The organism is Fusicatenibacter saccharivorans, from assembly GCF_015557635.1.
Lineage (GTDB): Bacteria > Bacillota > Clostridia > Lachnospirales > Lachnospiraceae > Fusicatenibacter > Fusicatenibacter saccharivorans.
In genome coordinates this window covers 248,344-271,044 of the sequence record NZ_JADNOP010000002.1, presented here as the reverse complement: position 1 = coordinate 271,044, position 22,701 = coordinate 248,344, and the positions used below count along the sequence as shown (strand labels likewise).

The window sequence follows — 22,701 nt, the reverse complement described above, 5'->3', positions numbered from 1 at the left end:
AGATGTTAAGTGGAAAAACAGCAGTAGTAACGGGCGCATCCCGCGGAATCGGGCGTGCGATTGCAGAAAAACTGGCGGCGGAGGGAGCCTTTGTTGTCATCAATTACAATGGTTCAAAAGAGGCGGCCGAAACCGTGCTTGCGGGAATCCGCGCGGCAGGAGGAGACGGCTGCGTGATGCAGTGCAATGTATCGGATTTTGCGGCGTGTGAAGCGTGGATGAAGGAAATTCTTGCTTTGTATGGGAAAATCGATATTCTGGTCAACAACGCGGGCATCACAAAGGACGGCCTTCTGATGGGCATGTCGGAGGAAGCCTTCGACCGTGTCATTGAGACAAACCTCAAGGGAACGTTCAACTGCATCCGCTTTGCGGCACGGCCGATGATCCGTCAGAAGAGCGGCTGCATCATCAACATGGCTTCTGTGGTCGGCGTGGCAGGAAACGCCGGACAGGCAAATTATGCGGCATCGAAAGCAGGTGTGATCGGCCTGACGAAAACAGCGGCACGGGAACTGGCATCCCGCGGCATCCGCGTCAATGCGATTGCGCCGGGCTTTATTGAGACCGATATGACGGAGGTTCTTTCGGATAAAGTGAAAGAAGCATCCGTATCCCAGATTCCGCTCGGTCATTTCGGAAAGCCGGAAGATGTGGCAAACCTGGCCGCATTTCTGGCATCCGAAGCGGCAGCTTACATCACCGGACAGGTGATTCACTGCGACGGCGGCATGGTGATCTAAGAAAAGGAGAGTTGGAATGAAGAGAAGAGTAGTCATCACAGGGCTGGGTGCGGTAACCCCGATTGGAAATACCGTGGAGGAATTCTGGAACGGCGTCCACAAGGGAGCCTGCGGAATCGGAACGATTACGAAATTTGATACAGCTGAATATAAAGTACATCTGGCAGGCGAGGTCAAAGGCTTCGTGGCAAAAGAACGCATGGATTTCAAGGCGGCAAGACGAATGGGAACTTTCTCACAGTATGCCGTTGCGGCAGCAAAAGAAGCGTTTGCAGATGCCGGCATTTCCATGGAGAATGAAGATCCGTTCCGCGTCGGCGTTCTGGTGGGCTCCGGTGTCGGTGATCTGAATGCATGCGAGCAGGCGAAAGCCAAAATTGATGCTGGAAATCCGTCCCGCGTCAACCCGTTTACCGTTCCGGTGATGATTGCGAACATGGCGGCGGGAAACGTTGCGATTGCACTCGGCGCGAAAGGAAAATGTACCAGCGTGGTGACGGCGTGTGCGACAGGAACGCACTGCATTGGCGATGCCTTCCGCGCAATTCAGTACAACGATGCGGACATCTGCGTGGCAGGCGGCGCGGAGAGCGCAATTACGCCGGTCGGCGTGGCAGGCTTTTCGGCACTGACCGCACTTTCCGAGTCGGAAGATCCGCTGCGGGCTTCGATTCCATTTGATAAAGACCGGAACGGTTTCGTCATGGGCGAGGGCGCCGGCATTCTCGTACTTGAGGAGCTGGAGCACGCGAAACAGCGCGGCGCGAAGATCTATGCAGAGGTAGTCGGATACGGCGCAACCTGCGATGCGTACCACATTACTTCTCCATTGGAAGATGGAAGTGGTGCGGCACGTGCGATGGAGCTTGCGATGGAGGAAGCGGGAGTAAAACCGGAAGAAGTTACTTATATTAATGCACACGGAACGTCCACACATCACAACGATCTGTTTGAAACGCGTGCGATCCGGAAAGCCTTCGGTGATGCGGCAGACCATGTGCTGGTCAACTCGACGAAATCGATGGTCGGTCATCTGCTCGGCGCGGCAGGCGGTGTGGAAGCTGTTGTCTGTGCGAAATCCATTCAGGACGGCTTCGTGCATCAGACGATTGGAACAAAGGAAGCAGATGCGGAATGCGATCTGAATTACTGCATCGGCGCTCCGGTGGAAACCGATGTGAAACTGGCAATGAGCAATTCCCTTGGTTTTGGCGGCCACAATGCGGTGCTGCTGTTTCAGAAATATGAATAAAGCGGCATCGTGTTCCGGTGCAGAAAGGAAAATAAGATGGAATTAGATCAGATTTTACAGTTGATTGATAAAGTTTCGGATTCTTCGCTGACCGCGTTTGATTACGAGGCTGATGGGATCAAGATTGCCATGGAGCATGGAAAAGCAGCTCCGGTGCAGGTGCAGATGAGCGGGGTTCCATCCGGTGCCGGTCTGCAGATGGCAGAGATGATGGGCGGAGCAAATGGCGTGACAGTGAAAGAAGCAGCCATGCCGGAGAGAAAAGAAACGGCAGGAAAAAATACAGCGGCTGAGGAGCACAGTGAAGCAGAAGAAGGCGTTTTTGTGACATCCCCGCTGGTCGGAACGTTTTATACAGCTCCGGCAGAGGATGCCGAGCCGTTTGTGAAGGTTGGCGACACCGTGAAAAAGGGACAGGTCGTAGCAATCGTGGAGGCCATGAAGCTGATGAATGAGATCGAGAGTGAAGTGGACGGCGTGATTGCGGAGGTTCTGGTGAAAAACGGCGAGATGGTTGATTACGGAAAACCGCTGTTCCGGGTGAAAGCGTAAAGCCGGGACGAGAAAGGAAGCAGCGAATGAACAGTTTGACAACGAAACAGATTCAGGAGATTATTCCACACAGACATCCGTTTCTGCTGGTGGATTACATAGAAGATTTTGAACCGGGCGAATTCGGTATTGGATACAAATGTGTGACGTACCGCGAGGACTTTTTTGCCGGTCATTTTCCGCAGGAGCCGGTGATGCCGGGCGTGCTGATTATCGAGGCGCTGGCGCAGGTCGGTGCGGTTGCGATTCTTTCTCTTGACGAGAATAAGGGAAAAATTGCATTTTTCGGCGGCATCAACAAGTGCCGTTTTAAGGGAAAAGTGAAACCGGGAGACAAACTTCGTCTGGAGACGAAAATTATCCGCCACAAGGGACCGATGGGCGTCGGGGAAGCGGTTGCTTCGGTCGACGGCAAGGTGGTCGCGCAGGCGGAACTGACCTTTATGGTGGGGGCAGCACAATGATTCGAAAAGTTTTGATTGCAAACCGTGGGGAGATCGCGGTCCGGATTATCCGGGCATGCCGTGAGATGGGAATTCTCACGGTCGCTGTTTATTCGGAGGCGGACCGGGAGGCACTGCATGCGCAGCTCGCGGATGAGGCGGTGTGCATCGGGCCGGCGCCGTCGAAGGACAGTTATTTAAATATGGAACGTATTTTGAGTGCGGCGCTTGTGACGGGGGCGGATGCGGTTCATCCGGGATTTGGATTCCTGTCGGAGAACAGCACGTTTGCGCGGAGATGCCAGGAGTGCCACATTACGTGGATTGGGCCATCTCCTGAGGTGATGGACCGGCTGGGTAATAAGTCTGAGGCGCGAAATACGATGCAGGCAGCCGGTGTGCCGGTGATTCCGGGGACGAAGGAACCTGTTTTTGACTGGGAGACGGGTCTTTCTGAGGCCGACCGGATTGGTTTTCCGGTGATGATTAAGGCGGCGCTTGGAGGCGGCGGCAAGGGTATGCGCATGGCGGAGACGCGCGGGGAGTTCCAGAGTGCGTTTCAGACGGCGCAGAAGGAGGCTAAAAGTTCGTTTGCGGACGGGACGATGTATGTGGAGCGGCTGATTCGTCATCCGCGTCATGTGGAGTTTCAGATTATGGCGGACTCGTTCGGGAATGTGATTCATCTTGGGGAGCGGGACTGCTCGATTCAGAGGAATCATCAGAAGATGATTGAGGAGTCGCCTTGTGTGGCGATTGATGACACGCTGCGGGAGCGGATGGGCTCGGCGGCGGTCCGGGCGGCGAAGGCGGCGCATTATGCGAATGCGGGGACGATTGAGTTTCTGCTGGAGCCGGACGGGAATTTTTATTTTATGGAGATGAATACGCGGATTCAGGTGGAGCATCCGGTGACAGAGTGGGTCACGGGGGTGGATCTGATTCAGGAGCAGCTTCGGGTGGCTTCGGGGATGCCGCTGTCGGTGACGCAGGGGGAGGTACGGCTTTCGGGTCATGCGATTGAGTGCAGGATTAATGCGGAGAATCCGGCGAAGAATTTCAGGCCTTGTCCGGGGAAGATTACGGAGATGCATCTGCCTGGGGGATTTGGAGTACGGGTGGATACGGCGGCGTATGACGGGTATGTGATTCCGGCGTTTTATGATTCGATGCTGGCGAAATTGATTGTGCATGGGAGGACGCGTGAGGAGGCGATTGCGCGGATGAGGAGTGCGCTGGGGGAAGTCGTCATCGAGGGAGTCGACACTAACGTTGATTATTTGTATTCTATTTTAAATGAAGAGGAGTATCTGGCCGGGAGGGCGGATATTGAGTTTGTGGAGCGGTTGACGGAGAGATTGTGAGAGACGGACGCCGCCCGGCAGTACAGCAGAGGGGGACGGCGCGGTTTTAGAGGAAAGAAACACTAAGGCCTCCAGCATTTGCTAAAACCATTTTCAAAAATCCAAAACTCGCTGTCGCTCAGACAGTTGGATTTTTGAAAATAACGCAAATTCTGGAAGCCTAAGTGTTTCTATAGCAATCCCCGAAAATAATGCAAAAAATTCAGCACCGCAGAGCGTGAATTACTGCGTCACAGATTTTCGTCGTACCCCGGTACGCCTTCAAATCTGTTCCTTGCAATTCGCGCTCTGCAGCACTGCCTTTTTTGCATTATTTTCGGGTCTTGCTATAGTTCCTCCTGCAAATGCGTCGTCCCCCTCTGCTGTACTGCCGGGCGGCTGAGATCAGACACACGACTGGGAGAGTGTGGTCAGCGACACCGCGGGGCGGTGCGGCTGGGATGACAGGAGTGAGCGGTGAAGAGAGAATGAATGCCTCGATGGGTGAGGTGTGTGGTTGGAAGATTGTTATGGTGACAATAGAGTGAAAGTGTTATGACGTAAGGAGTGATGGTGGTATGATGCTGGGTAAGTATTTTAAGAAGACGGTGTTTCGGAAGGAGCACACGGCGGATGGGGTGGTGCCGGAGGCGCCGCAGGGGATTTTGAAGAAGTGTAATGCTTGTAAGGGGGCTATTTTTACGGAGGATGTGAAGAGGAATCTTTATATTTGTCCGAAGTGTGGGAATTATTTTCGGGTGCATGCGTATCGGAGGATTGAGTTTCTTCTGGATGATGGGAGTTTTGAGGAATGGGATCAGGGGATGACGGCGGGGAATCCGCTGGGGTTTCCGGGGTATGAAGAGAAGGTGAGGGCTCTGCAGGAGAGAACAGGACTTACGGAGGCTGTTGTGACTGGTAAGGGACGGATCAACGGGATGGAGACGGTGATCGGGGTCTGTGATGGCAGGTTTATGATGGCCAGTATGGGTGAGGCTGTTGGGGAGAAGATTACGCGGGCGGTGGAGAGGGCGACGAAGCTCTCGCTGCCGGTGATTTTGTTTGCGTGCTCGGGAGGGGCGCGGATGCAGGAGGGGATTGTTTCTCTGATGCAGATGGCGAAGACGTCGGCGGCACTGAAAAGACACAGTGATGCGGGGCTTTTGTATGTGAGTGTGCTGACGGACCCGACGACGGGCGGCGTGACGGCGAGCTGGGCGATGCTAGGGGATATTATTCTGGCGGAGCCGCATGCGCTGATCGGGTTTGCGGGACCGAGGGTTATTGAGCAGACAATAGGACAGAAACTGCCGAAAGGATTCCAGCGGGCGGAGTTTCTGGTGGAGCATGGGTTTGTGGATCGGATTCTGCCAAGAGAAGAGGCGAAAGAGGTGCTGTCGGAGATTCTGCGGATGCATGGGAAGCGTGCGGAAGGTATGGCATCGGGCGGTGGCGATTTGATGAAGAATTCTGTGCCGGAAGAAAACGGGAAGGAACTGCAGAAAGAAGAGACTGCGGCAGAAAGCGTGAAGGCGCTGGCAGAAGAAACTGAAAATACGGAAACTTCCAGGGACGGACAGGAAAAATCGCTTCGGGGAGAAAAAGAAGAGACGGAGTGGGAGAATCTGCGGAAATCGTCGGCCTGGGATTGTGTGCAGAAAGCGCGGAAAAAAGACCGGCCGGTCGGAGGGGATTATATTCGGGAGCTGTTTCCGGATTTTATCGAGTTCCACGGCGACCGGCTGTATGGCGATGATGCGGCGATCATCGGTGGTATTGCGTCGTTTGACGGCACACCGGTCACGGTCATTGCCGAGGCGAAAGGCGCGGATACGAAAGAAAACATCCGCCGCAATTTCGGCATGCCGTCCCCGGAGGGCTACCGCAAAGCCCTGCGTCTGATGAAACAGGCCGAAAAATTCCACCGCCCGGTCATCTGCCTCGTAGACACCCCAGGTGCTTTCTGCGGAATGGAAGCCGAAGAACGCGGCCAGGGCGAGGCGATTGCGCGGAATCTGTATGAAATGTCATCCTTAAAAACCCCAGTCCTTACCATCGTCATCTCCGAAGGCGGCAGCGGCGGCGCCCTGGCACTCGCCGTGGCGGATGAAGTGTGGATGATGCAGAATGCCATCTACTCCATCCTGTCGCCGGAGGGATTTGCAAGTATTCTATGGAAAGACGGCAAACGCGCGCCGGAGGCCGCCGAGGTGATGAAGCTGACGGCGAGGGATTTGAAAGAGCTTGGAATCGTAGAAGAGATTGTGGCGGAACCGGAAGAGTTTACGGTGGAGACATTACCTGCGGTTTGTGGAGATCTGAGAAGGAAGATTCTGAAATTTATGGGGAAATATGCGGAGCTGGATGCGGAAGAGCTGGTAGAGGAGAGGTATCGGAGATTCCGGGAGATCTGAAAAAAGAAAATAGTTACCGATCCATTTTATATAAAATATAATTGAGTTCAAAAATAATCATCTGTTTTTACAGCAGGTGATTATTTTTATATACAATTAGCAGTAGTTAGGTTAATATATTTTTAAGAACAAAGGGGGAATTTTACAATGGAATATATAGCACATCGAGAGGAAGATCGAGTACAGTTGTTGTTGCAGCATCTGCTGGGAACAGCAGAACGGGCAAGGGATTTTGCGGAAAAATTTTGCAAAGGGGAATGGGGCTATTGCTGTGGAATGCTGCATGATATTGGAAAGTACAGCGACAAATTTCAGAGAAAAATCAAGGGAGATAATAGTATCAGTGTAGACCACGCGACAGCGGGTGCTCGATTATGTCTGGAACAGCAGGGAATGTATCCACTATTAGAATATTGCATTGCAGGACACCATGCAGGTCTGCCTGATTATGGGAATGAACTGGATACGGGAAGTGCATCTACATTGGCAGGGAGAAGGAAAAAGCGGATCGAAGACTATCAAGCGTACAAAACAGAAGTACAAATTCCGGCATTAACAACGCTGCCATTCAATCCAACAGAAACAGAAAATCCAGATTTTTCTTTGAGCTTTTTTATGCGGATGCTTTATTCTTGCCTTGTAGATGCAGATTTTCTGGATACAGAAGATTTTATGAAAGCAGGGAAGACACAGCGCGAGGCGGGGGAGAACCTGACAACGCTTTTGCAGAAGCTGGAGAAACATGTTGAAGATTGGTTGAAAAATAAGGAAACAGAGTCAGTTAATGGAAGAAGGACGGAAATTTTAAGAAACTGCATGGAACAAGGGGAAAATTCGAAGGGACTGTTTCGCTTAACGGTTCCAACGGGCGGCGGAAAGACAACCGCATCGTTGGGATTTGCATTAAAACATGGTGTGTACAATCATATGGATCGAATTATCTATGTGATTCCATATACGAGCATCATTGAGCAGAATGCAGAAGTTTTCCGGAAAATTCTGGGAGATCAGAATGTTCTGGAAAATCATTATAATGTTGATTATGATAGTTCGGAAGAATTCAAACCGATGCAGCTTGCCGCGGAAAACTGGGATAAACCGGTTGTAGTAACGACGAATGTACAGTTTTTTGAATCTTTGTATGCTAATAAATCATCAAAATGCAGAAAACTCCACAATATGGCCAACAGTGTAATTATTTTTGATGAAGCGCAGATGCTGCCAGTTGATTATCTGAAACCGTGTATTGCTGCGATGGAAGAATTGATTGACCGTTACGGATCAAGCGTGGTACTCTGTACGGCTACACAGCCAGCATTGCAGTCTCTCTTTCAAAAGGAGAGAAATGCAATAGAACTATGTCCGCGGATGGAAGAACAATTCCGATTTTTTGAGCGAGTGCGCTATAAAAATCTTGGCTATCTAAGTGAAGAAGAACTTGTAAGCAGATTGGAAGGCGGATTCCAGACATTATGTATTGTCAATACGAGGAAAAAAGCGCAGAAATTATATCAGAAACTAAAAGGCGAAGGCTGTTACCACTTATCAACGAGTATGCATCCGAAGCATAGAAAGCGAGTATTGGAGCAGATACGAAAAAGATTGGACAAAAAGAATCCTCAAAAATGTATCGTAATTGCGACCAGCCTCGTGGAAGCTGGAGTGGATCTGGATTTCCGGACAGTATACAGACAACTGGCGGGAATTGACTCGATGATTCAGGCGGCGGGAAGATGCAATAGAGAAGGGGAGTATGATGTTTCTGAAAGTAATGTGTTTATATTTCAATTCGATGAAAAAGAAACCGTTTCAGGACAAAGACAGCAAATTGATGTGGCAAAAAGTCTGATTGCAGATGAAGCTGAAATTTCAGATTTAGGAACCATAAAAACATATTTTGAAAGGTTGTATTATTTAAGGGGAGAAGATCTGGATAAAAAGAAAATTCTGCAGGAATTTCAAAAAGGGAAATATAATTTCAGACAAACAGCAGAGAAATTTCAGTTAATTGATGGAGCTACGGTAGCAGTATTTATTGGTTGTACAAAAGAGGCTCAGGAGATTCTGCAGCAGATAAAGGGTCAGGGATTCACTAAAAGTAATATGCGAAAAGCCGGACAATTTTGTATTAATATTCGGAAAAATGAGTGTAAAAAATTTTATGAAGCAGGAATCGTGAGAGAAGTTTCAGGCGATGTAAAAGATTTTTATGAATTGACAGATCTGAAACGTTATACAGAAGAAATGGGACTGGATTTGTCAGTTGAACTGGGAAAAGCATTATTTGTATGAGAAAGCGAGAGGGAATGGAAGCATTTAAACTTTCCATTCCCTCTCGTTTTTTCACTACAAAAAAATGTATTTTTTCAATCCGCAGGATGGAGATCCTGTCGAAGATTATTATAATCAAAATACATAAAAATTTCAATACATTTTTATGTAAAATTTGAATTGAATTACAGAAGAAGGTATTGTATTATGAAAACATAATAATACAAGTGCAAAATGGAAGAAAGACATAAGTCTGACAACAAGGAAAAGAGGAAACGCCTATGGGAATTGGAGTAAAAGTTAAAGTATGGGGAGATTATGCACTTTTTTCAAGACCAGAGTTAAAAGTAGAAAGATATTCTTACGACGTGATGACACCTTCCGCAGCGCGAGGCATCCTGGAAGCCATCTATTGGCATCCGGGCCTGAGATGGAAAATTGATCGAATCTATGTGAATAAGCCGATTCGTTTTACCAGCGTTCGAAGAAATGAAGTAAAAAGCAAGGCATTGGCAAGCAAGGTTTTTGAAGTATACAATGGAGCAGAAAAACCATTGTATATCAGTACAAAACAGGACATTGTACAGAGAGCTTCTGTGATATTGACAGATGTAGAGTACGTGATAGAAGCTCATTTTGAGATGACGGACAAGGCCAATGAAACGGATAATCCAGGCAAATTTAAAGACATTATGCTTCGAAGGCTCAAGAGAGGGGAATGTTATCACATGCCCTATTTTGGTTGCCGAGAATTTCCGGCGCATTTTGCGTTATGCGAAGAAGAGAAGATTCACACTGCGTATGAGAATGTAGAGGAAAAAGATATGGGACTGATGCTTTTCGGCATGGATTATTCCGATTTAGAGAACATTGAACCAATGTTTTTTCGAGCGGTTATGCGAAAGGGTGTCATTGATTTACGGAATTGTGAGGTGATACGATGATTCTTCAAGCATTGGTCAAGTATTACGAAGACCTGGAAAAACAAGGAAAGATTTCAAGGCGAGGATGGTGCACAGAAAAAATTTCTTATGGGATTCAATTGTCATGCGATGGAAAAATTCAAGCTATTTTAAGTTTGAAAAGAGAAGTGCAGGCAGGAAAAAAAACAATATTAAGTCCGCAGCCGTTATTTGTGCCGACGATGGTAACACGATCATCAGGTGTAGCTGCTAACTTTCTATGCGACAATTCCAAATACATGTTAGGGATTGACAAAGATGGAACAAGCAAAAGAATGCAGGAATGTTTTCAGGCGACGAAAGAAAAACATCTGCAGATATTACAGAATAGTCAGGGAGAAACTGCAAATGCAATTTGTGCATTCTTTGAAAGCTGGAAACCAGAGCAGGCCAAGGAAAATCCAGTAGTTGCCGAAACATGGGAGGAGCTGACAGAAGGAGGCAATCTGATTTTCTGGGTAAATGGAAAATATGCGCAGGAGGATGAGGAAGTTCAGAAAGCATGGGAAAAGACACAGGATCAGAAACAGGGAGAAGCAACTGGAATTTGTCTTGTGACAGGAAATTTGGATGAAATTTCCAGAATTCATAAAAATATTAAAGGTATTCCAGGTGCACAGAGCAGTGGAGCTTCGTTGATCTCATTTAATGAAAAAGCGTTTGAATCCTATGGAAAAACACAAAGTTACAATGCACCTGTTGGAAAATATGCAGAATTTGCTTATACTACAGCGTTGAATTATCTTTTGACGCAAAAAAAGTATAAATTCTCATTAGGTGAGTCCATGGTTGTTTATTGGGCGGAAGGAGCTAAAACGGAATATCAGAATTTCTTTTCTGCATTTCTGAATCCAACGAAGGATAATGAGGATATCGTGCATGACATATTGGAAAAGCTTACAGAGGGGCAATATATAGACGTAAAAGATATAAAAATCAATAAGGATCAGAAATTTTATGTTTTGTGTCTGTCACCAAATGCAGCAAGATTGTCCGTGAGATTTTTCTATGAAAATTCATTTGGAAATATGTTGGAAAATCTGGAAAAACATTACCAGCGGCTTAATATTCCCAAACCGAAAAAGGATGAAATAGATTATCTTGGGGTCGATGATTTGCTACAAGAGACAATCAATCAAAGAACCAAAAACAAAAAGGCTATTGCCCATATGGCAGCAATGGTGCTGGAGGCAATTCTTTCGGATAACAGATATCCGGCAAGCTTGTATATTGATACATTGATAAGAATACGTTCCGATCAGGGAGATGTAACCTGGGGAAGAGCAGCGATTATAAAAGCGTATCTTATTAAAAATTACAAATGGGAGGAAGGCGAAGCGTGTATGAATTCAGGAAAAACAAGTAATGATGTTGCTTTTAAATTAGGACAGGCTTTTTCGATCTTGGAGGCAATTCAGATTGGTGCGAATAAGATAAATACGAACAAAGAAATAAAATCTACCATTCGAGATCGTTATTTTAACTCTGCCTGCGTAACGCCAGCGATGGTATTTCCGATTTTGATGAGATTGAAAAACAGTCATATACGAAAATTGGAAAGAGATAAACTAAATTTGGCAAAATATTATGAGGATAGACTGAGAGAAATTTTCGAAGAAGTAGAATATTTTCCAAAAAGATTATCATTGGAAGAACAGGGAAAGTTTATTTTGGGCTATTATCATCAGAAACAGAGCAAAAATGAAAAACAGGAGGAAAAATAAATGAGTGATGTAATCAAAAACAGATATGAATTTGTAATACTGTTTGATGTGGAAAATGGCAACCCAAACGGAGATCCAGATGCTGGAAATATGCCGCGTGTTGACCCTGAAAGTGGCTTAGGTCTTGTTACAGATGTGTGCCTGAAAAGAAAGATCAGAAATTATGTTGAAACCGTAAAAGAAGACGAGGATGGCTATAAAATCTATATTAAAAAAGATGTTCCGCTTAACCAAAGTGATCGGGAAGCATGCGTATCGGTGGGTGTCAATGAAACAGAAGACAAAAAAGTGACAGAAGAACTGAAAAAATTGAAAAGAAATGATCCGGATGCAGATGTAAAATTAAGAAATTATATGTGTGATCACTTTTTCGATATCCGAACCTTTGGTGCGGTCATGACGACCTTTGTGAAAGCATCACTGAACTGTGGTCAGGTAAGAGGCCCGGTGCAGATTGGATTTGCACGCAGTATTGATCCGATTATCAGTCAGGAAGTTACAATTACCAGAGTTGCCATCACAACGGAAAAGGATGCAGAAGATAAAAACACAGAGATAGGGCGTAAAAGTATTGTACCTTATGCATTATACCGTGCGGAAGGATTCATTTCAGCAAACCTTGCCCGTAAAGTAACGGGATTTACAGAAGAAGATCTTGATTTGCTGTGGGAAGCAATTATCAATATGTTTGAGCATGACCATTCTGCAGCGAGAGGCAAAATGGCGGTTCGTGAACTGATTGTATTCAAGCATAGTAAAGAACTTGGTGACTGCCCTGCATATAAGTTATTTGACGCGGTAGAAGTAAAAAGAAAGGAAGATGTAGAATATCCAAGAAAATATCAGGACTATACAGTTACTTTGCGCAAAGAAGACATTCCTGAGTCAGTTCAGGTGAAAAGGATGGTTTAATGGAATATGCAGAAGATGATTATTTGATGATATCCGGAATTCAGCATTTCAAATTTTGCCGAAGACAATGGGCATTGATTCATGTGGAGCAGCAGTGGGCTGAAAACGTACATACCGTCACGGGTGAATTAATGCATAAAAAGGCACACGATCCTTATCTCACAGAAAAGCGGAAAGATACGATTATTGTTCGTGCGCTACCGGTTTCTTCGAGAGAACTTGGAATCAGCGGGGAGTGTGATGTGGTTGAATTCCATAAATGTGAAGATGGAATTCAGCTGCATGAACACAGAGGATTGTATTCTGTGTTTCCTGTGGAATACAAGAAAGGCAAACCTAAGCTTACGGAAGAAGACAAGCTTCAGGTGGTGGCACAGGCGTTATGTCTGGAGGAAATGTTTTCGACCAGAGTGGCGCAGGGAGCAATTTTCTATGGCGAAACAAGAAGACGGGAGCAGATAGAAATTACAGAAGAATTGCGGGAAGAAGTAATTCATATGTTGGCGGAAATGCATCAATATTATGCACGAAAGTATACACCAAAAGTGAAACCGAGCAAAGTATGTAATGCATGTTCACTAAAGGACATCTGCCTTCCGAAACTGAACAAGACGGTTTCCGTGAAAACCTATATCGAACAGAGACTGGAGGAAGAGGAATGAAAAAGCTATTAAATACGTTGTATGTTACTTCTGAGAACAGTTATCTGGGACTTGACGGGGAAAATATTGTTATCTATGAGGATGATAAAGAACTCGGAAGATTGCCGCTGCATAATTTGGAGAGTATTGTATCCTTTGGTTATCGTGGAGTAAGTCCGGCGTTAATGGGAGCTTGCTCGGATCGAAATATAGCATTGTGTTTTCTGACAGCACAAGGAAAGTTTCTGGCTAGAGTAACGGGAAAAACAAAAGGAAATATTGTTCTGCGGGAACAGCAATACAATAGCTGCATGGATTCGGAAATCAGTCTTGAAATTGCGAAAAATTGTATTCTGGGAAAAGTATACAATGCAAGATGGGTACTGGAACGAGCGGTGCGAGATCACGGAATGCAGATTGATGCGGAGCGGGTCAAAACGGCGTCTATGAATCTGAAAAATTCTTTGAAGCTGATTCAAAATTGTGAGTCAAAAGAGCAGTTAAGAGGATTTGAGGGTGAAGCAGCAAGTGTTTATTTTGGCGTGTTTGACGAATTGATTTTGCAGCAGAAGAAAGATTTCAAGTTTGAAGGGCGGAACAAAAGACCGCCTATGGATAACATGAATGCAATGCTGTCATTTGTGTATACGCTTCTGACGAATAATATTGCAGCGGCGTTGGAAGGGGTTGGTCTGGATCCTTACATGGGCTATCTGCATACCGAAAGACCGGGCAGAGCTTCGCTGGCACTGGATATGATTGAAGAACTTAGAGCTGTTATGGCGGATCGCTTTGTGCTGTCACTTGTTAATAAGAAAATCGTCAATGGAAAGAATTTTACCAGAAAAGAAAATGGCGCAGTTTTGATGGACGATGAACTTCGAAAGAAACTGCTGACAGAGTGGCAGAATAAGAAAAAAGAAACAATTATGCATCCCTATCTAAATGAAAAAGTGGAATGGGGAATGGTTCCTCATGTGCAGGCGATGCTGCTCGCAAGATATCTGCGAGGGGATCTGGACAGCTATCCTGTATTTTTGTGGAAGTGAGGTGGGAGGATGCTGGTATTGATCACATATGATGTCAATACGGAAACTGATGCGGGGAAAAAACGTTTGCGCAGAGTCGCCAAACAATGTACCAACTACGGAAGACGGGTGCAAAATTCTGTATTCGAATGTATATTGGATAATGCACAGTGTATTGTATTAAAATCTATTTTAGCAGACATTATCGATGAAGAAAAAGACAGTCTTCGGTTTTATTATCTGGGAAACAATTATAAAACTAAAGTTGAACATATCGGTGTAGAACGTGGTACAGCTGTAGATCAGGTGTTGATTTTTTAGGTGCGAATCGGTAGTACACAGAAAAAGCCCGGGAGATTCGCACCTGAAAAAGTGCACAAAAGGTGCTGGAATTGAGAAGATGGGGAAGAAAAGAATGGAAAGGGAAGGAGGAGAAAGATGAAGCGTTGTGAGAAATGGTTAAAAACATAGGGTGAATTTTAGATAAAATTGCAGTCGCTCCCCTCGCGGGAGCGTGGATTGAAATCCGATGGCCGTTGTGATGGATTTCGGCAGCAGTGGTCGCTCCCCTCGCGGGAGCGTGGATTGAAATGAAACATTAACACAGTTTTGAAGGGCTTCGGCAGTCGCTCCCCTCGCGGGAGCGTGGATTGAAATAAATAATTCGTTAGATCGTCAACGCCCAGGCCCAGTCGCTCCCCTCGCGGGAGCGTGGATTGAAATTTAATGTTGTCACCATCGCGGAACTGCCACATGTGTCGCTCCCCTCGCGGGAGCGTGGATTGAAATCAGTACAGAGACAGCATCGAGGTAATTCCGGATCCTGTCGCTCCCCTCGCGGGAGCGTGGATTGAAATTGGTGTTCTCTTCCGGCACTGTAATCACGGTGCGTCGCTCCCCTCGCGGGAGCGTGGATTGAAATTCCATTTGTGACTCTGGTTCCTTTCGGAATTTCCGTCGCTCCCCTCGCGGGAGCGTGGATTGAAATGCCGTCGGAATGGCCCATCAGGACGGTTCCGTCGTCGCTCCCCTCGCGGGAGCGTGGATTGAAATTCAATCAATGCAAACAGAATCACAAAAGAATCCCCGTCGCTCCCCTCGCGGGAGCGTGGATTGAAATATACGTGTTCGAACTTTCTTCGCCCTGTGTTCGGGTCGCTCCCCTCGCGGGAGCGTGGATTGAAATCATGCGTGTTAAAATCGCCTTGACGATCTTCCGCGTCGCTCCCCTCGCGGGAGCGTGGATTGAAATGTGTGTGATCTTACGCCAGGGATGTGCTTCTATCGTCGCTCCCCTCGCGGGAGCGTGGATTGAAATATGACTCTAAAATAAAACGCAAAGAAGAACTAGGTCGCTCCCCTCGCGGGAGCGTGGATTGAAATTTTATATTTATGGATTTGATGTGGATCGGGCTATGCGTCGCTCCCCTCGCGGGAGCGTGGATTGAAATACCGTTATACTGTTTATCGCTGCAACACCCATACACGTCGCTCCCCTCGCGGGAGCGTGGATTGAAATATGATACGTCAGACAACACATCCTCCTCGGAGGCGTCGCTCCCCTCGCGGGAGCGTGGATTGAAATTTCTATTGGTAGCGAAAACGCTTTTCGTAGAATGGTCGCTCCCCTCGCGGGAGCGTGGATTGAAATTATCGGTATCGTGTACAGGCCGAAGTTTGGCGGGTCGCTCCCCTCGTGGGAGCGTGGATTGAAATCGGAAACAGATGGTATATCAATGTTATCGGACAGTCGCTCCCCTCTCGGAAGCGAGAATTGAAATGGAAGCAGACGGGCGCCCTGATCTAGGTGGCGGAGTCGCTCCCTCCGCGGGAGTGTGGATTGAAATGGTGGATCATTGACGAAATTCGCGTTATGAACCTTTGCTCCCTTTAGGGGAACAAAGGTTGAAATACGCCATACGGTAGCACAATATCAGATACGATCGTTGCTATCTTAGCAGAAGAAAGAATGGAAATTTGACGCGAGTCATCGGAAAAGAAAAAGGAAATGGTCACTCACCTCGTGGGAGCATGAGTTAAAATAAGGAGGTGCGCGAGGATACTGTCCTACGATTGCAAAGCGTTCTCTCAGGAGTGAAATGTGTTTGACATGAAAGTTAAATAATGTTAATCTATAACTAGCGTAAGCGACAACTAACCGCTCATGTATTCGCAAGAACCATGAGCGGCTATTTTTCTATTTTAATATTCGGTGAGAAAGGAGGAAAATTATGAAGAGTCCATTTAAAATATTTTGGATCGTACTCGGCTTTCTGTGTCTGGGATTTGGTACCATCGGTATTGTGCTTCCGATTCTGCCGACAGTTCCATTCTATATGGCAACCCTGTTCTGCTTTGCGAAAAGTTCGGAACGGCTGCACAGCTGGTTTATTGGGACCCAGTTATATAAGAAGCATCTCGCCAGCTTCGTACAGCATCGGGCGATGACGGTAGGAACGAAATGTAAAATTAACGGGATGGTAACGGTTGTGATGGCGATTGGCTTTTTTGCTATGAAGAATGTGCCGATCGGAAGAATCTGTATTGCTGTGGTATGGATGTGCCATATTTTGTATTTCTTCCTGCGGGTCAAAACCGTAAAAACAGAAGATCATATCCTAGGAGAAACAAAATGAACAAAGTAGAAAAAAAGCGGCAGAAAGAACAGTACGTCGTGGAAGAGATGATCCGCCTGTACTGCCGGAAGAACCATGGAAAAGAGGGGCATGCATCCGGCGGAATGTGTCCGGAATGTCAGAAATTAGCGGACTATGCAAAACAGCGGAGCCAGAAATGTCCCTTCATGGAACAGAAAACATTCTGCGCAAACTGCAAAGTACACTGCTACAAGCCGGAAATGCGGGAAAAGATCCGCGCCGTTATGCGGTTTTCGGGGCCGAGGATGCTGCTGTATCATCCGATTTTAGCTATCTGGCATTTGATTTGCAGCATGAGAGAGAAGCGAAAAGCAAAAGCATAAAAGAGAGGTACTTATGATTAAAACAAGACTGGTGGGGCTGCTGTCCCACGCGAAAAAGTATATCGTGTACACGATTCTGTGGCAGTGGGCGGCGCTTCTGTCGCAGGTGATCGCGGTATTTACGGTCGCCGATCTGCTGGAACGGGTCGTGTATGGTGCGGTAACGGCAGCGGCTGTGAAACGGACGATTTTTACACTGGCAATTGTTGTTGTGATCCGCTTTTTCTGCGAGCGGATGGGCGCGCGGTCGTCGTATCTTGCGTGTGTGGATGTGAAACGGATTCTGCGTGAGAAAATTTATGAGAAAATGCTGAAACTGGGGGCATCCTACAGCGAACAGGTATCATCCTCGGAGGTCGTACAGGTATCCACGGAAGGCGTGGAGCAGCTCGAAACCTATTTTGGAAAGTATCTTCCGCAGCTGTTCTACAGCCTGATTGCGCCGCTCACCTTGTTTGTGATCCTCTGCCGGGTGAGCATGAAAGCGAGCGTGATTCTTCTGATCTGTGTGCCGCTGATCCCGATTTCGATTGTGGTTGTGCAGAAGATTGCGAAGAAGCTGCTGAACAAATACTGGAGCATTTACACCGGCCTTGGCGATTCCTTCCTTGAAAATCTGCAGGGTCTGACGACATTAAAAATTTATCAGGCCGACCAGCAGAAAGCCGACGAGATGGATGTGGAATCCCAGAACTTCCGCCGGATCACGATGAAAGTTCTGACGATGCAGCTCAACTCAACGAGCGTGATGGACATCGTAGCATACGGCGGCGCGGCGGTTGGCATGGCGGTGGCGGTATCGGAATTTCTGAAAGGAAACCTCACCGTGTCCGGCACGCTCTGCATTGTGCTGCTGGCGAGTGAGTTTTTCCTGCCGCTGCGTCTGCTCGGATCGTTCTTCCACATTGCGATGAACGGCATGGCGGCGAGTGACAAGATTTTCAAAATCCTTGATCTGCCGGAGCCGCAGGCGGGAGAACGGACGCTGCCGGACGGACCGCTGGATGTTGTGTTGGAGGATGTGCATTTTTCCTATGAAGAAGACCGGGAAATCTTAAAAGGCATTGACCTTACACTCCCGGCGGGCAGTTTTGTATCGCTGGTCGGCGAATCCGGCTGCGGAAAGAGTACGATTGCGGGTATCCTTGCGGCAAAGAACCGTGGATATACAGGGCGCATCACCCTGGGCGGTGTGCCGCTCTCGGAAGTCGCTGAGACGGATCTGATGAAGCACGTTGTTCTGGTCCGCCACAACAGTTACTTATTTAAAGGAACCGTAGAAGAGAACCTGCGCATGGCGAAACCGGATGCGACGAAGGAGGAGATGGAGGCGGTTCTGCAGAAAGTCAATCTGCTGGGATTCTTACAGACACAGAACGGACTGCAGACAGGGCTTCTCGAAAAAGCAGGAAACCTCTCCGGCGGCCAGTGCCAGCGTCTTGTGATTGCGCGGGCGCTGCTTCGGAGCGACAGTGCGGTGTATATCTTTGATGAAGCCGCATCGAATATTGATGTCGAGAGTGAAGAGCTGATCATGAATGTGATTCATGAACTCGCAAAGACGAAAACGGTATTGCTGATTTCCCACCGCCTTGCGAACGTCGTACAGTCAGATCAGATTTATTTCCTGAAAAACGGTACCATCTGCGAGCGTGGAACGCATGCGGAACTGATGGAACAGAACGGCGCATACCGTCATCTGTACGACAGCCAGATGGTACTGGAAAACTATGGAAAGGAGGGGAATGCATGATGAACGAGAAGAAAAATACAGCAAAACGCAGAAGCGCCCTCCGGATTATGGGAAGCCTGATCGGGCTGGTGAAGCCATTGCTTCATATTATGATGGCGGCAATTATTCTTGGAACAATGGGATATTTATGTGCGATCTTCCTGACGATTCTGGCAGGACAGGTCATCGTGCATGGCTTACTGACGGGCGCGGCAGGGACGAGCCTTTCGGTGCAAAACATGTGGCTTGTACATACCCCGGTAAAAACGATACTCACGGTGATGATCGTGATCGCGGTGCTGCGCGGCATTCTGCATTATGCGGAGCAGTACTGCAACCACTTTATTGCTTTTAAACTGCTGGCGATCATCCGCCATAAAGTGTTTGCAGCTTTGCGGAAGCTCTGCCCGGCGAAGCTGGAAGGACGGGACAAAGGAAATCTGATTTCGATTATCACAACCGATATCGAACTTCTGGAAGTATTCTATGCGCATACGATTTCCCCGATTGCGATTGCAGCATTAACTTCTCTGATTATGGTATGCTTCATTGGAAGATACCATGTTCTGGCAGGGCTGCTTGCACTTGCGGCGTATCTGACGGTCGGCGTTGTGATCCCGATGTGGAACGGAAAGCGCGGAAGCCAGAAAGGAATGGAGTTCCGGACAGGCTTTGGCGAGCTGAACAGCTTCGTGCTGGATTCCCTGCGTGGCCTCGACGAGACGATTCAGTACGGACAGGGCGAAAAACGGAAAGAGCAGATGTCAGGGCGGTCGAAAGAACTGGCTTCTGTGCAGGAAAACTTAAGCCGCATGGAAGGCTCCCAGCGGTCTGTCACCAACATGGTGATTCTTCTGGCATCGTTCGGCATGCTGGCACTGACGATCTATCTTTACACGAAAGGCGGGATCGGATTTGAGGGAGTCCTGACCTGTACAGTCGCGATGATGGGTTCCTTCGGCCCGGTCGTGGCGCTGTCCAGCCTGTCGAATAACCTGAATCAGACGCTGGCAAGCGGCGAGCGCGTGCTTTCCCTTCTCGAGGAAGCGCCGCTGGTGGAGGAAATTCCGGGAGATACGGCATCCGGCGGTGACCACGCATTTGCAGGAGCCGAGGCGCAGAATGTAACGTTTGCCTACGAAGACGAGACGATTCTGGATCAGTATTCGCTGAAACTGGAACCGGGAAAAATCACCGGCATCCACGGCGCGAGCGGTTCCGGAAAATCGACGATCTTAAAACTTCTGATGCGCTTCTGGGATGTCCAGACGGGGCGCGTTTCCGTGGACGGAGCCGATGTCCGCGAAATCCCGACGAAGCATCTGCGCGATATGGAAAGCTATGTGACGCAGGAGACACATCTGTTCCACGATTCGATTGCGAACAACATCGCTATTGCAAAACCCGGCGCGACGCGGGAAGAAATTATGGAGGCGGCGAAGAAGGCGTCCATACATGATTTCATCATGACACTGCCAAACGGCTACGACACCGAAGTCGGAGAACTCGGCGATACGCTGTCCGGCGGAGAAAAACAGCGGATCGGTATCGCGCGGGCATTCCTGCATGACGCATCCATGATCCTGCTGGACGAGCCGACATCGAATCTTGATTCCTTAAATGAAGGAATTATTCTGAAATCCCTGAAAGAATCGGCAGAAGAGAAAACCATTGTGCTCGTATCGCACAGAGTGTCCACGATGAACGTCGCGGATGTGGTATATGAAATGGAAAATGGCCGGATTTCCTGATTTTACAGCACTTGACAGAGAAAAGACGATGTGCTACACTAACAGTCGTTAAAGAAAAGACAATTAAATATCGATGTGTAAGGTGTCGGACATGCGTGTCCGGTGAAAAGGGAAGCAGGTGTGAATCCTGCACGAACTCGTCACCGTATTTTGCAAGCAGGGGAATGATCCACTGGGAAACCGGGAAGGAGACCGATGCGCTGGAGTCAAATCCTGAAGCAATGAGCCGGGAGACCTGCCTTTCGCAGTACAGGAACGTTACGTTCGTGCCACGAGGAACTGGCAGTACAAAACAGGAAAGCGGACATTTGCCCCACAGAGGGTGAAACGGTTTTCTTTGTGATGAAAATACTGGAAGCCCCTCGTTGAAAAACGAAAGGGCTTCTTTCTATTTACGCGGGCAACGAGCTAAAGTCCGTGCTTGCACGAGACCTTAGCGACTGCCGCGATAACTTGAGAAACTCGCGGAGCGTGTTTCTCATAGTTTGAAATGTAAAACGTCCCCGATATTGGTTGTTGCAAAGATACCAGCAAATGGGAGGAAAACAAAAATGAAAAAGAAACTTGTAGTCGCTTTAATTTCAGCAGCTATGGTAACATCTATGCTCGGCGCATGCGGAAGCAGCAACGCATCCAGCAGCAGCGCAAGCAGCACAGCAGCAAGCAGCGTAAGTGCATCTTCCGCATCTGAGGAAGACACCACAGCAGCAAGCAGCAGCGTAAGCGCATCTTCTGCATCTGAAGAGGTATCCGCAGATGCAGACCAGGAGGCAGCAGATAAAGTGGCAGCTTTGATTGACGCAATTTATGTACAGGAAAGAAATGATAACACCGACGAGCAGTGCAAAGAAGCAAAAGAGGCATGGGATGCCCTGACAGACGCGCAGAAGGAACTTGTAGAAGGAGAGAACGCAGATCCGGATTACTTCGGAAGAGACACAGGTGATGCATCCAAGGATGATCCGTTAAACGGAGACGAGATCGGCGAGAATGAGCTTCTGGTTGTAAGCTTTGGTACTTCCTTCAACGACAGCCGTGCTGAGGATATCGGAGGCGTTGAGAAAGCTCTGCAGGCTGCATATCCGGACTGGTCCGTAAGACGTGCCTTCACTGCACAGATCATCATCAACCATGTACAGGCCCGCGATGACGAGAAGATCGACAACGTAGATCAGGCACTGGAAAGAGCTGTAAGCAATGGCGTGAAAAAACTGATTATTCAGCCGACTCATCTGATGCACGGCGCAGAGTACGACGAGCTGAAAGAAGCAGTAGATAGCTATAAAGATAAATTTGAGTCCGTAACCATCGCAGAGCCGCTGCTTGGCGAGGTTGGAAGTGACGCTACCGTAATCAACGAGGACAAACAGGCCGTTGCAGAAGCAATCACGGCACAGGCAGTAAAATCTGCAAATTATGACAGTCTGGATGCAGCAGCAGAGGACGGCACTGCTTTCGTATTTATGGGACATGGTACTTCCCACACTGCAAACGTAACCTACAGCCAGATGCAGACACAGATGGATACTCTTGGATACAAAAACGTATTCATTGGAACCGTTGAGGGCAAGCCGGAAGAGACCGCTTGCGAGAACGTGATCGAGGCGGTAAAAGCAGCCGGATACAAGAAAGTAATTCTTCGTCCGCTGATGGTTGTTGCAGGTGACCACGCAAACAACGATATGGCAGGCGAGGATGAGGATTCCTGGAAGAGCCAGTTTGAGGCATCCGGTGCATTCGATGAGATCGACACTCAGATCGAAGGTCTTGGAAGAATCGATGCTGTTGAGCAGCTGTATGTACAGCACACCAAGGCAGCTATGGACGGCAACGGCGTTCAGGACGATGCTGAATAATTAGGGGTTGTATTCCGAACGTAAAATAGAGTAAAATAAGATCCGGCAGTACGGCTGAAGAGACTCAGTGTGCTGTCGGATTTTAAGTTGAGCGGAT

18 protein-coding genes, 1 CRISPR repeat array and 1 riboswitch are annotated in these 22,701 nt (G+C 47.9%); all 18 genes read left to right on the top strand.

Annotation, left to right across the window (positions count from 1 at the left end; genetic code table 11):
- Positions 1–2: 2 nt before the first annotated feature.
- A complete protein-coding gene (gene fabG, locus I2G42_RS03095; RefSeq protein ID WP_022462594.1) occupies positions 3–743 on the top strand; it encodes a 3-oxoacyl-[acyl-carrier-protein] reductase in 741 nt (246 codons plus the stop codon).
- A gap of 16 nt (positions 744–759) precedes the next feature.
- Positions 760–1,995, top strand: coding sequence for a beta-ketoacyl-ACP synthase II (gene fabF, locus I2G42_RS03090; protein WP_195530729.1), 1,236 nt, complete (start codon positions 760–762; stop codon positions 1,993–1,995).
- A gap of 36 nt (positions 1,996–2,031) precedes the next feature.
- Positions 2,032–2,547, top strand: a complete 516-nt coding sequence (gene accB / locus I2G42_RS03085) for an acetyl-CoA carboxylase biotin carboxyl carrier protein (RefSeq protein WP_117760991.1) — start codon at positions 2,032–2,034, stop codon at positions 2,545–2,547.
- A 26-nt stretch (positions 2,548–2,573) separates the two neighbouring features.
- Entirely contained in the window at positions 2,574–3,011 is a 438-nt protein-coding gene (gene fabZ, locus I2G42_RS03080) for a 3-hydroxyacyl-ACP dehydratase FabZ (RefSeq protein ID WP_022462591.1), read from the top strand.
- On the top strand, positions 3,008–4,354 hold the full coding sequence (locus I2G42_RS03075; protein WP_118659233.1) for an acetyl-CoA carboxylase biotin carboxylase subunit: 1,347 nt from the start codon (positions 3,008–3,010) through the stop codon (positions 4,352–4,354). Before fabZ ends, I2G42_RS03075 begins: the two co-directional genes overlap by 4 nt.
- 557 nt (positions 4,355–4,911) lie before the next feature.
- On the top strand, positions 4,912–6,747 hold the full coding sequence (locus I2G42_RS03070) for an acetyl-CoA carboxylase carboxyltransferase subunit alpha (protein WP_195530728.1): 1,836 nt from the start codon (positions 4,912–4,914) through the stop codon (positions 6,745–6,747).
- 147 nt (positions 6,748–6,894) lie between these two features.
- On the top strand, positions 6,895–9,039 hold the full coding sequence (gene cas3 / locus I2G42_RS03065) for a CRISPR-associated helicase Cas3' (protein WP_195530727.1): 2,145 nt from the start codon (positions 6,895–6,897) through the stop codon (positions 9,037–9,039).
- A 260-nt stretch (positions 9,040–9,299) separates the two neighbouring features.
- A complete protein-coding gene (cas5c, locus tag I2G42_RS03060) occupies positions 9,300–9,962 on the top strand; it encodes a type I-C CRISPR-associated protein Cas5c (RefSeq protein WP_195530726.1) in 663 nt (220 codons plus the stop codon).
- Complete coding sequence (cas8c, locus tag I2G42_RS03055) at positions 9,959–11,704, top strand: type I-C CRISPR-associated protein Cas8c/Csd1 (RefSeq protein ID WP_195530725.1); 1,746 nt, start codon at positions 9,959–9,961, stop codon at positions 11,702–11,704. The genes cas5c and cas8c overlap by 4 nt, the downstream gene beginning before the upstream one ends.
- On the top strand, positions 11,705–12,616 hold the full coding sequence (gene cas7c / locus I2G42_RS03050; RefSeq protein WP_195530724.1) for a type I-C CRISPR-associated protein Cas7/Csd2: 912 nt from the start codon (positions 11,705–11,707) through the stop codon (positions 12,614–12,616).
- Positions 12,616–13,278 (top strand): CRISPR-associated protein Cas4, encoded by a 663-nt coding sequence (gene cas4 / locus I2G42_RS03045; protein WP_195530723.1) that lies wholly within the window; start codon positions 12,616–12,618, stop codon positions 13,276–13,278. The genes cas7c and cas4 overlap by 1 nt, the downstream gene beginning before the upstream one ends.
- Positions 13,275–14,306, top strand: coding sequence for a type I-C CRISPR-associated endonuclease Cas1c (gene cas1c / locus I2G42_RS03040; protein ID WP_195530722.1), 1,032 nt, complete (start codon positions 13,275–13,277; stop codon positions 14,304–14,306). Before cas4 ends, cas1c begins: the two co-directional genes overlap by 4 nt.
- A gap of 9 nt (positions 14,307–14,315) precedes the next feature.
- Entirely contained in the window at positions 14,316–14,606 is a 291-nt protein-coding gene (cas2, locus tag I2G42_RS03035) for a CRISPR-associated endonuclease Cas2 (protein ID WP_195530721.1), read from the top strand.
- Between the two features lie 173 nt (positions 14,607–14,779).
- Positions 14,780–16,132: direct repeats of the CRISPR family, unit length 32 nt; unit sequence GTCGCTCCCCTCGCGGGAGCGTGGATTGAAAT.
- A 384-nt stretch (positions 16,133–16,516) separates the two neighbouring features.
- A complete protein-coding gene (locus I2G42_RS03030) occupies positions 16,517–16,921 on the top strand; it encodes a YbaN family protein (RefSeq protein ID WP_195530720.1) in 405 nt (134 codons plus the stop codon).
- Positions 16,918–17,265, top strand: a complete 348-nt coding sequence (locus tag I2G42_RS03025; protein ID WP_022462170.1) for a nitrous oxide-stimulated promoter family protein — start codon at positions 16,918–16,920, stop codon at positions 17,263–17,265. The genes I2G42_RS03030 and I2G42_RS03025 overlap by 4 nt, the downstream gene beginning before the upstream one ends.
- Positions 17,266–17,278: 13 nt before the next feature.
- Complete coding sequence (locus tag I2G42_RS03020) at positions 17,279–19,018, top strand: ABC transporter ATP-binding protein/permease (protein ID WP_055227395.1); 1,740 nt, start codon at positions 17,279–17,281, stop codon at positions 19,016–19,018.
- Complete coding sequence (locus tag I2G42_RS03015; RefSeq protein ID WP_055227461.1) at positions 19,018–20,748, top strand: amino acid ABC transporter ATP-binding/permease protein; 1,731 nt, start codon at positions 19,018–19,020, stop codon at positions 20,746–20,748. Before I2G42_RS03020 ends, I2G42_RS03015 begins: the two co-directional genes overlap by 1 nt.
- Positions 20,749–20,811: 63 nt before the next feature.
- A riboswitch (cobalamin riboswitch) is annotated at positions 20,812–21,005 on the top strand.
- Between the two features lie 294 nt (positions 21,006–21,299).
- On the top strand, positions 21,300–22,604 hold the full coding sequence (locus tag I2G42_RS03010) for a sirohydrochlorin cobaltochelatase (RefSeq protein WP_195530719.1): 1,305 nt from the start codon (positions 21,300–21,302) through the stop codon (positions 22,602–22,604).
- Positions 22,605–22,701 lie beyond the last annotated feature (97 nt).

Coding starts and splice junctions, on each gene's coding strand:
- fabG (WP_022462594.1), top strand. CDS start 3: ATGTTAAGTGGAAAAACAGCAGTAGTAACGGGCGCATCCCGCGGAATC.
- fabF (WP_195530729.1), top strand. CDS start 760: ATGAAGAGAAGAGTAGTCATCACAGGGCTGGGTGCGGTAACCCCGATT.
- accB (WP_117760991.1), top strand. CDS start 2,032: ATGGAATTAGATCAGATTTTACAGTTGATTGATAAAGTTTCGGATTCT.
- fabZ (WP_022462591.1), top strand. CDS start 2,574: ATGAACAGTTTGACAACGAAACAGATTCAGGAGATTATTCCACACAGA.
- I2G42_RS03075 (WP_118659233.1), top strand. CDS start 3,008: ATGATTCGAAAAGTTTTGATTGCAAACCGTGGGGAGATCGCGGTCCGG.
- I2G42_RS03070 (WP_195530728.1), top strand. CDS start 4,912: ATGATGCTGGGTAAGTATTTTAAGAAGACGGTGTTTCGGAAGGAGCAC.
- cas3 (WP_195530727.1), top strand. CDS start 6,895: ATGGAATATATAGCACATCGAGAGGAAGATCGAGTACAGTTGTTGTTG.
- cas5c (WP_195530726.1), top strand. CDS start 9,300: ATGGGAATTGGAGTAAAAGTTAAAGTATGGGGAGATTATGCACTTTTT.
- cas8c (WP_195530725.1), top strand. CDS start 9,959: ATGATTCTTCAAGCATTGGTCAAGTATTACGAAGACCTGGAAAAACAA.
- cas7c (WP_195530724.1), top strand. CDS start 11,705: ATGAGTGATGTAATCAAAAACAGATATGAATTTGTAATACTGTTTGAT.
- cas4 (WP_195530723.1), top strand. CDS start 12,616: ATGGAATATGCAGAAGATGATTATTTGATGATATCCGGAATTCAGCAT.
- cas1c (WP_195530722.1), top strand. CDS start 13,275: ATGAAAAAGCTATTAAATACGTTGTATGTTACTTCTGAGAACAGTTAT.
- cas2 (WP_195530721.1), top strand. CDS start 14,316: ATGCTGGTATTGATCACATATGATGTCAATACGGAAACTGATGCGGGG.
- I2G42_RS03030 (WP_195530720.1), top strand. CDS start 16,517: ATGAAGAGTCCATTTAAAATATTTTGGATCGTACTCGGCTTTCTGTGT.
- I2G42_RS03025 (WP_022462170.1), top strand. CDS start 16,918: ATGAACAAAGTAGAAAAAAAGCGGCAGAAAGAACAGTACGTCGTGGAA.
- I2G42_RS03020 (WP_055227395.1), top strand. CDS start 17,279: ATGATTAAAACAAGACTGGTGGGGCTGCTGTCCCACGCGAAAAAGTAT.
- I2G42_RS03015 (WP_055227461.1), top strand. CDS start 19,018: ATGAACGAGAAGAAAAATACAGCAAAACGCAGAAGCGCCCTCCGGATT.
- I2G42_RS03010 (WP_195530719.1), top strand. CDS start 21,300: ATGAAAAAGAAACTTGTAGTCGCTTTAATTTCAGCAGCTATGGTAACA.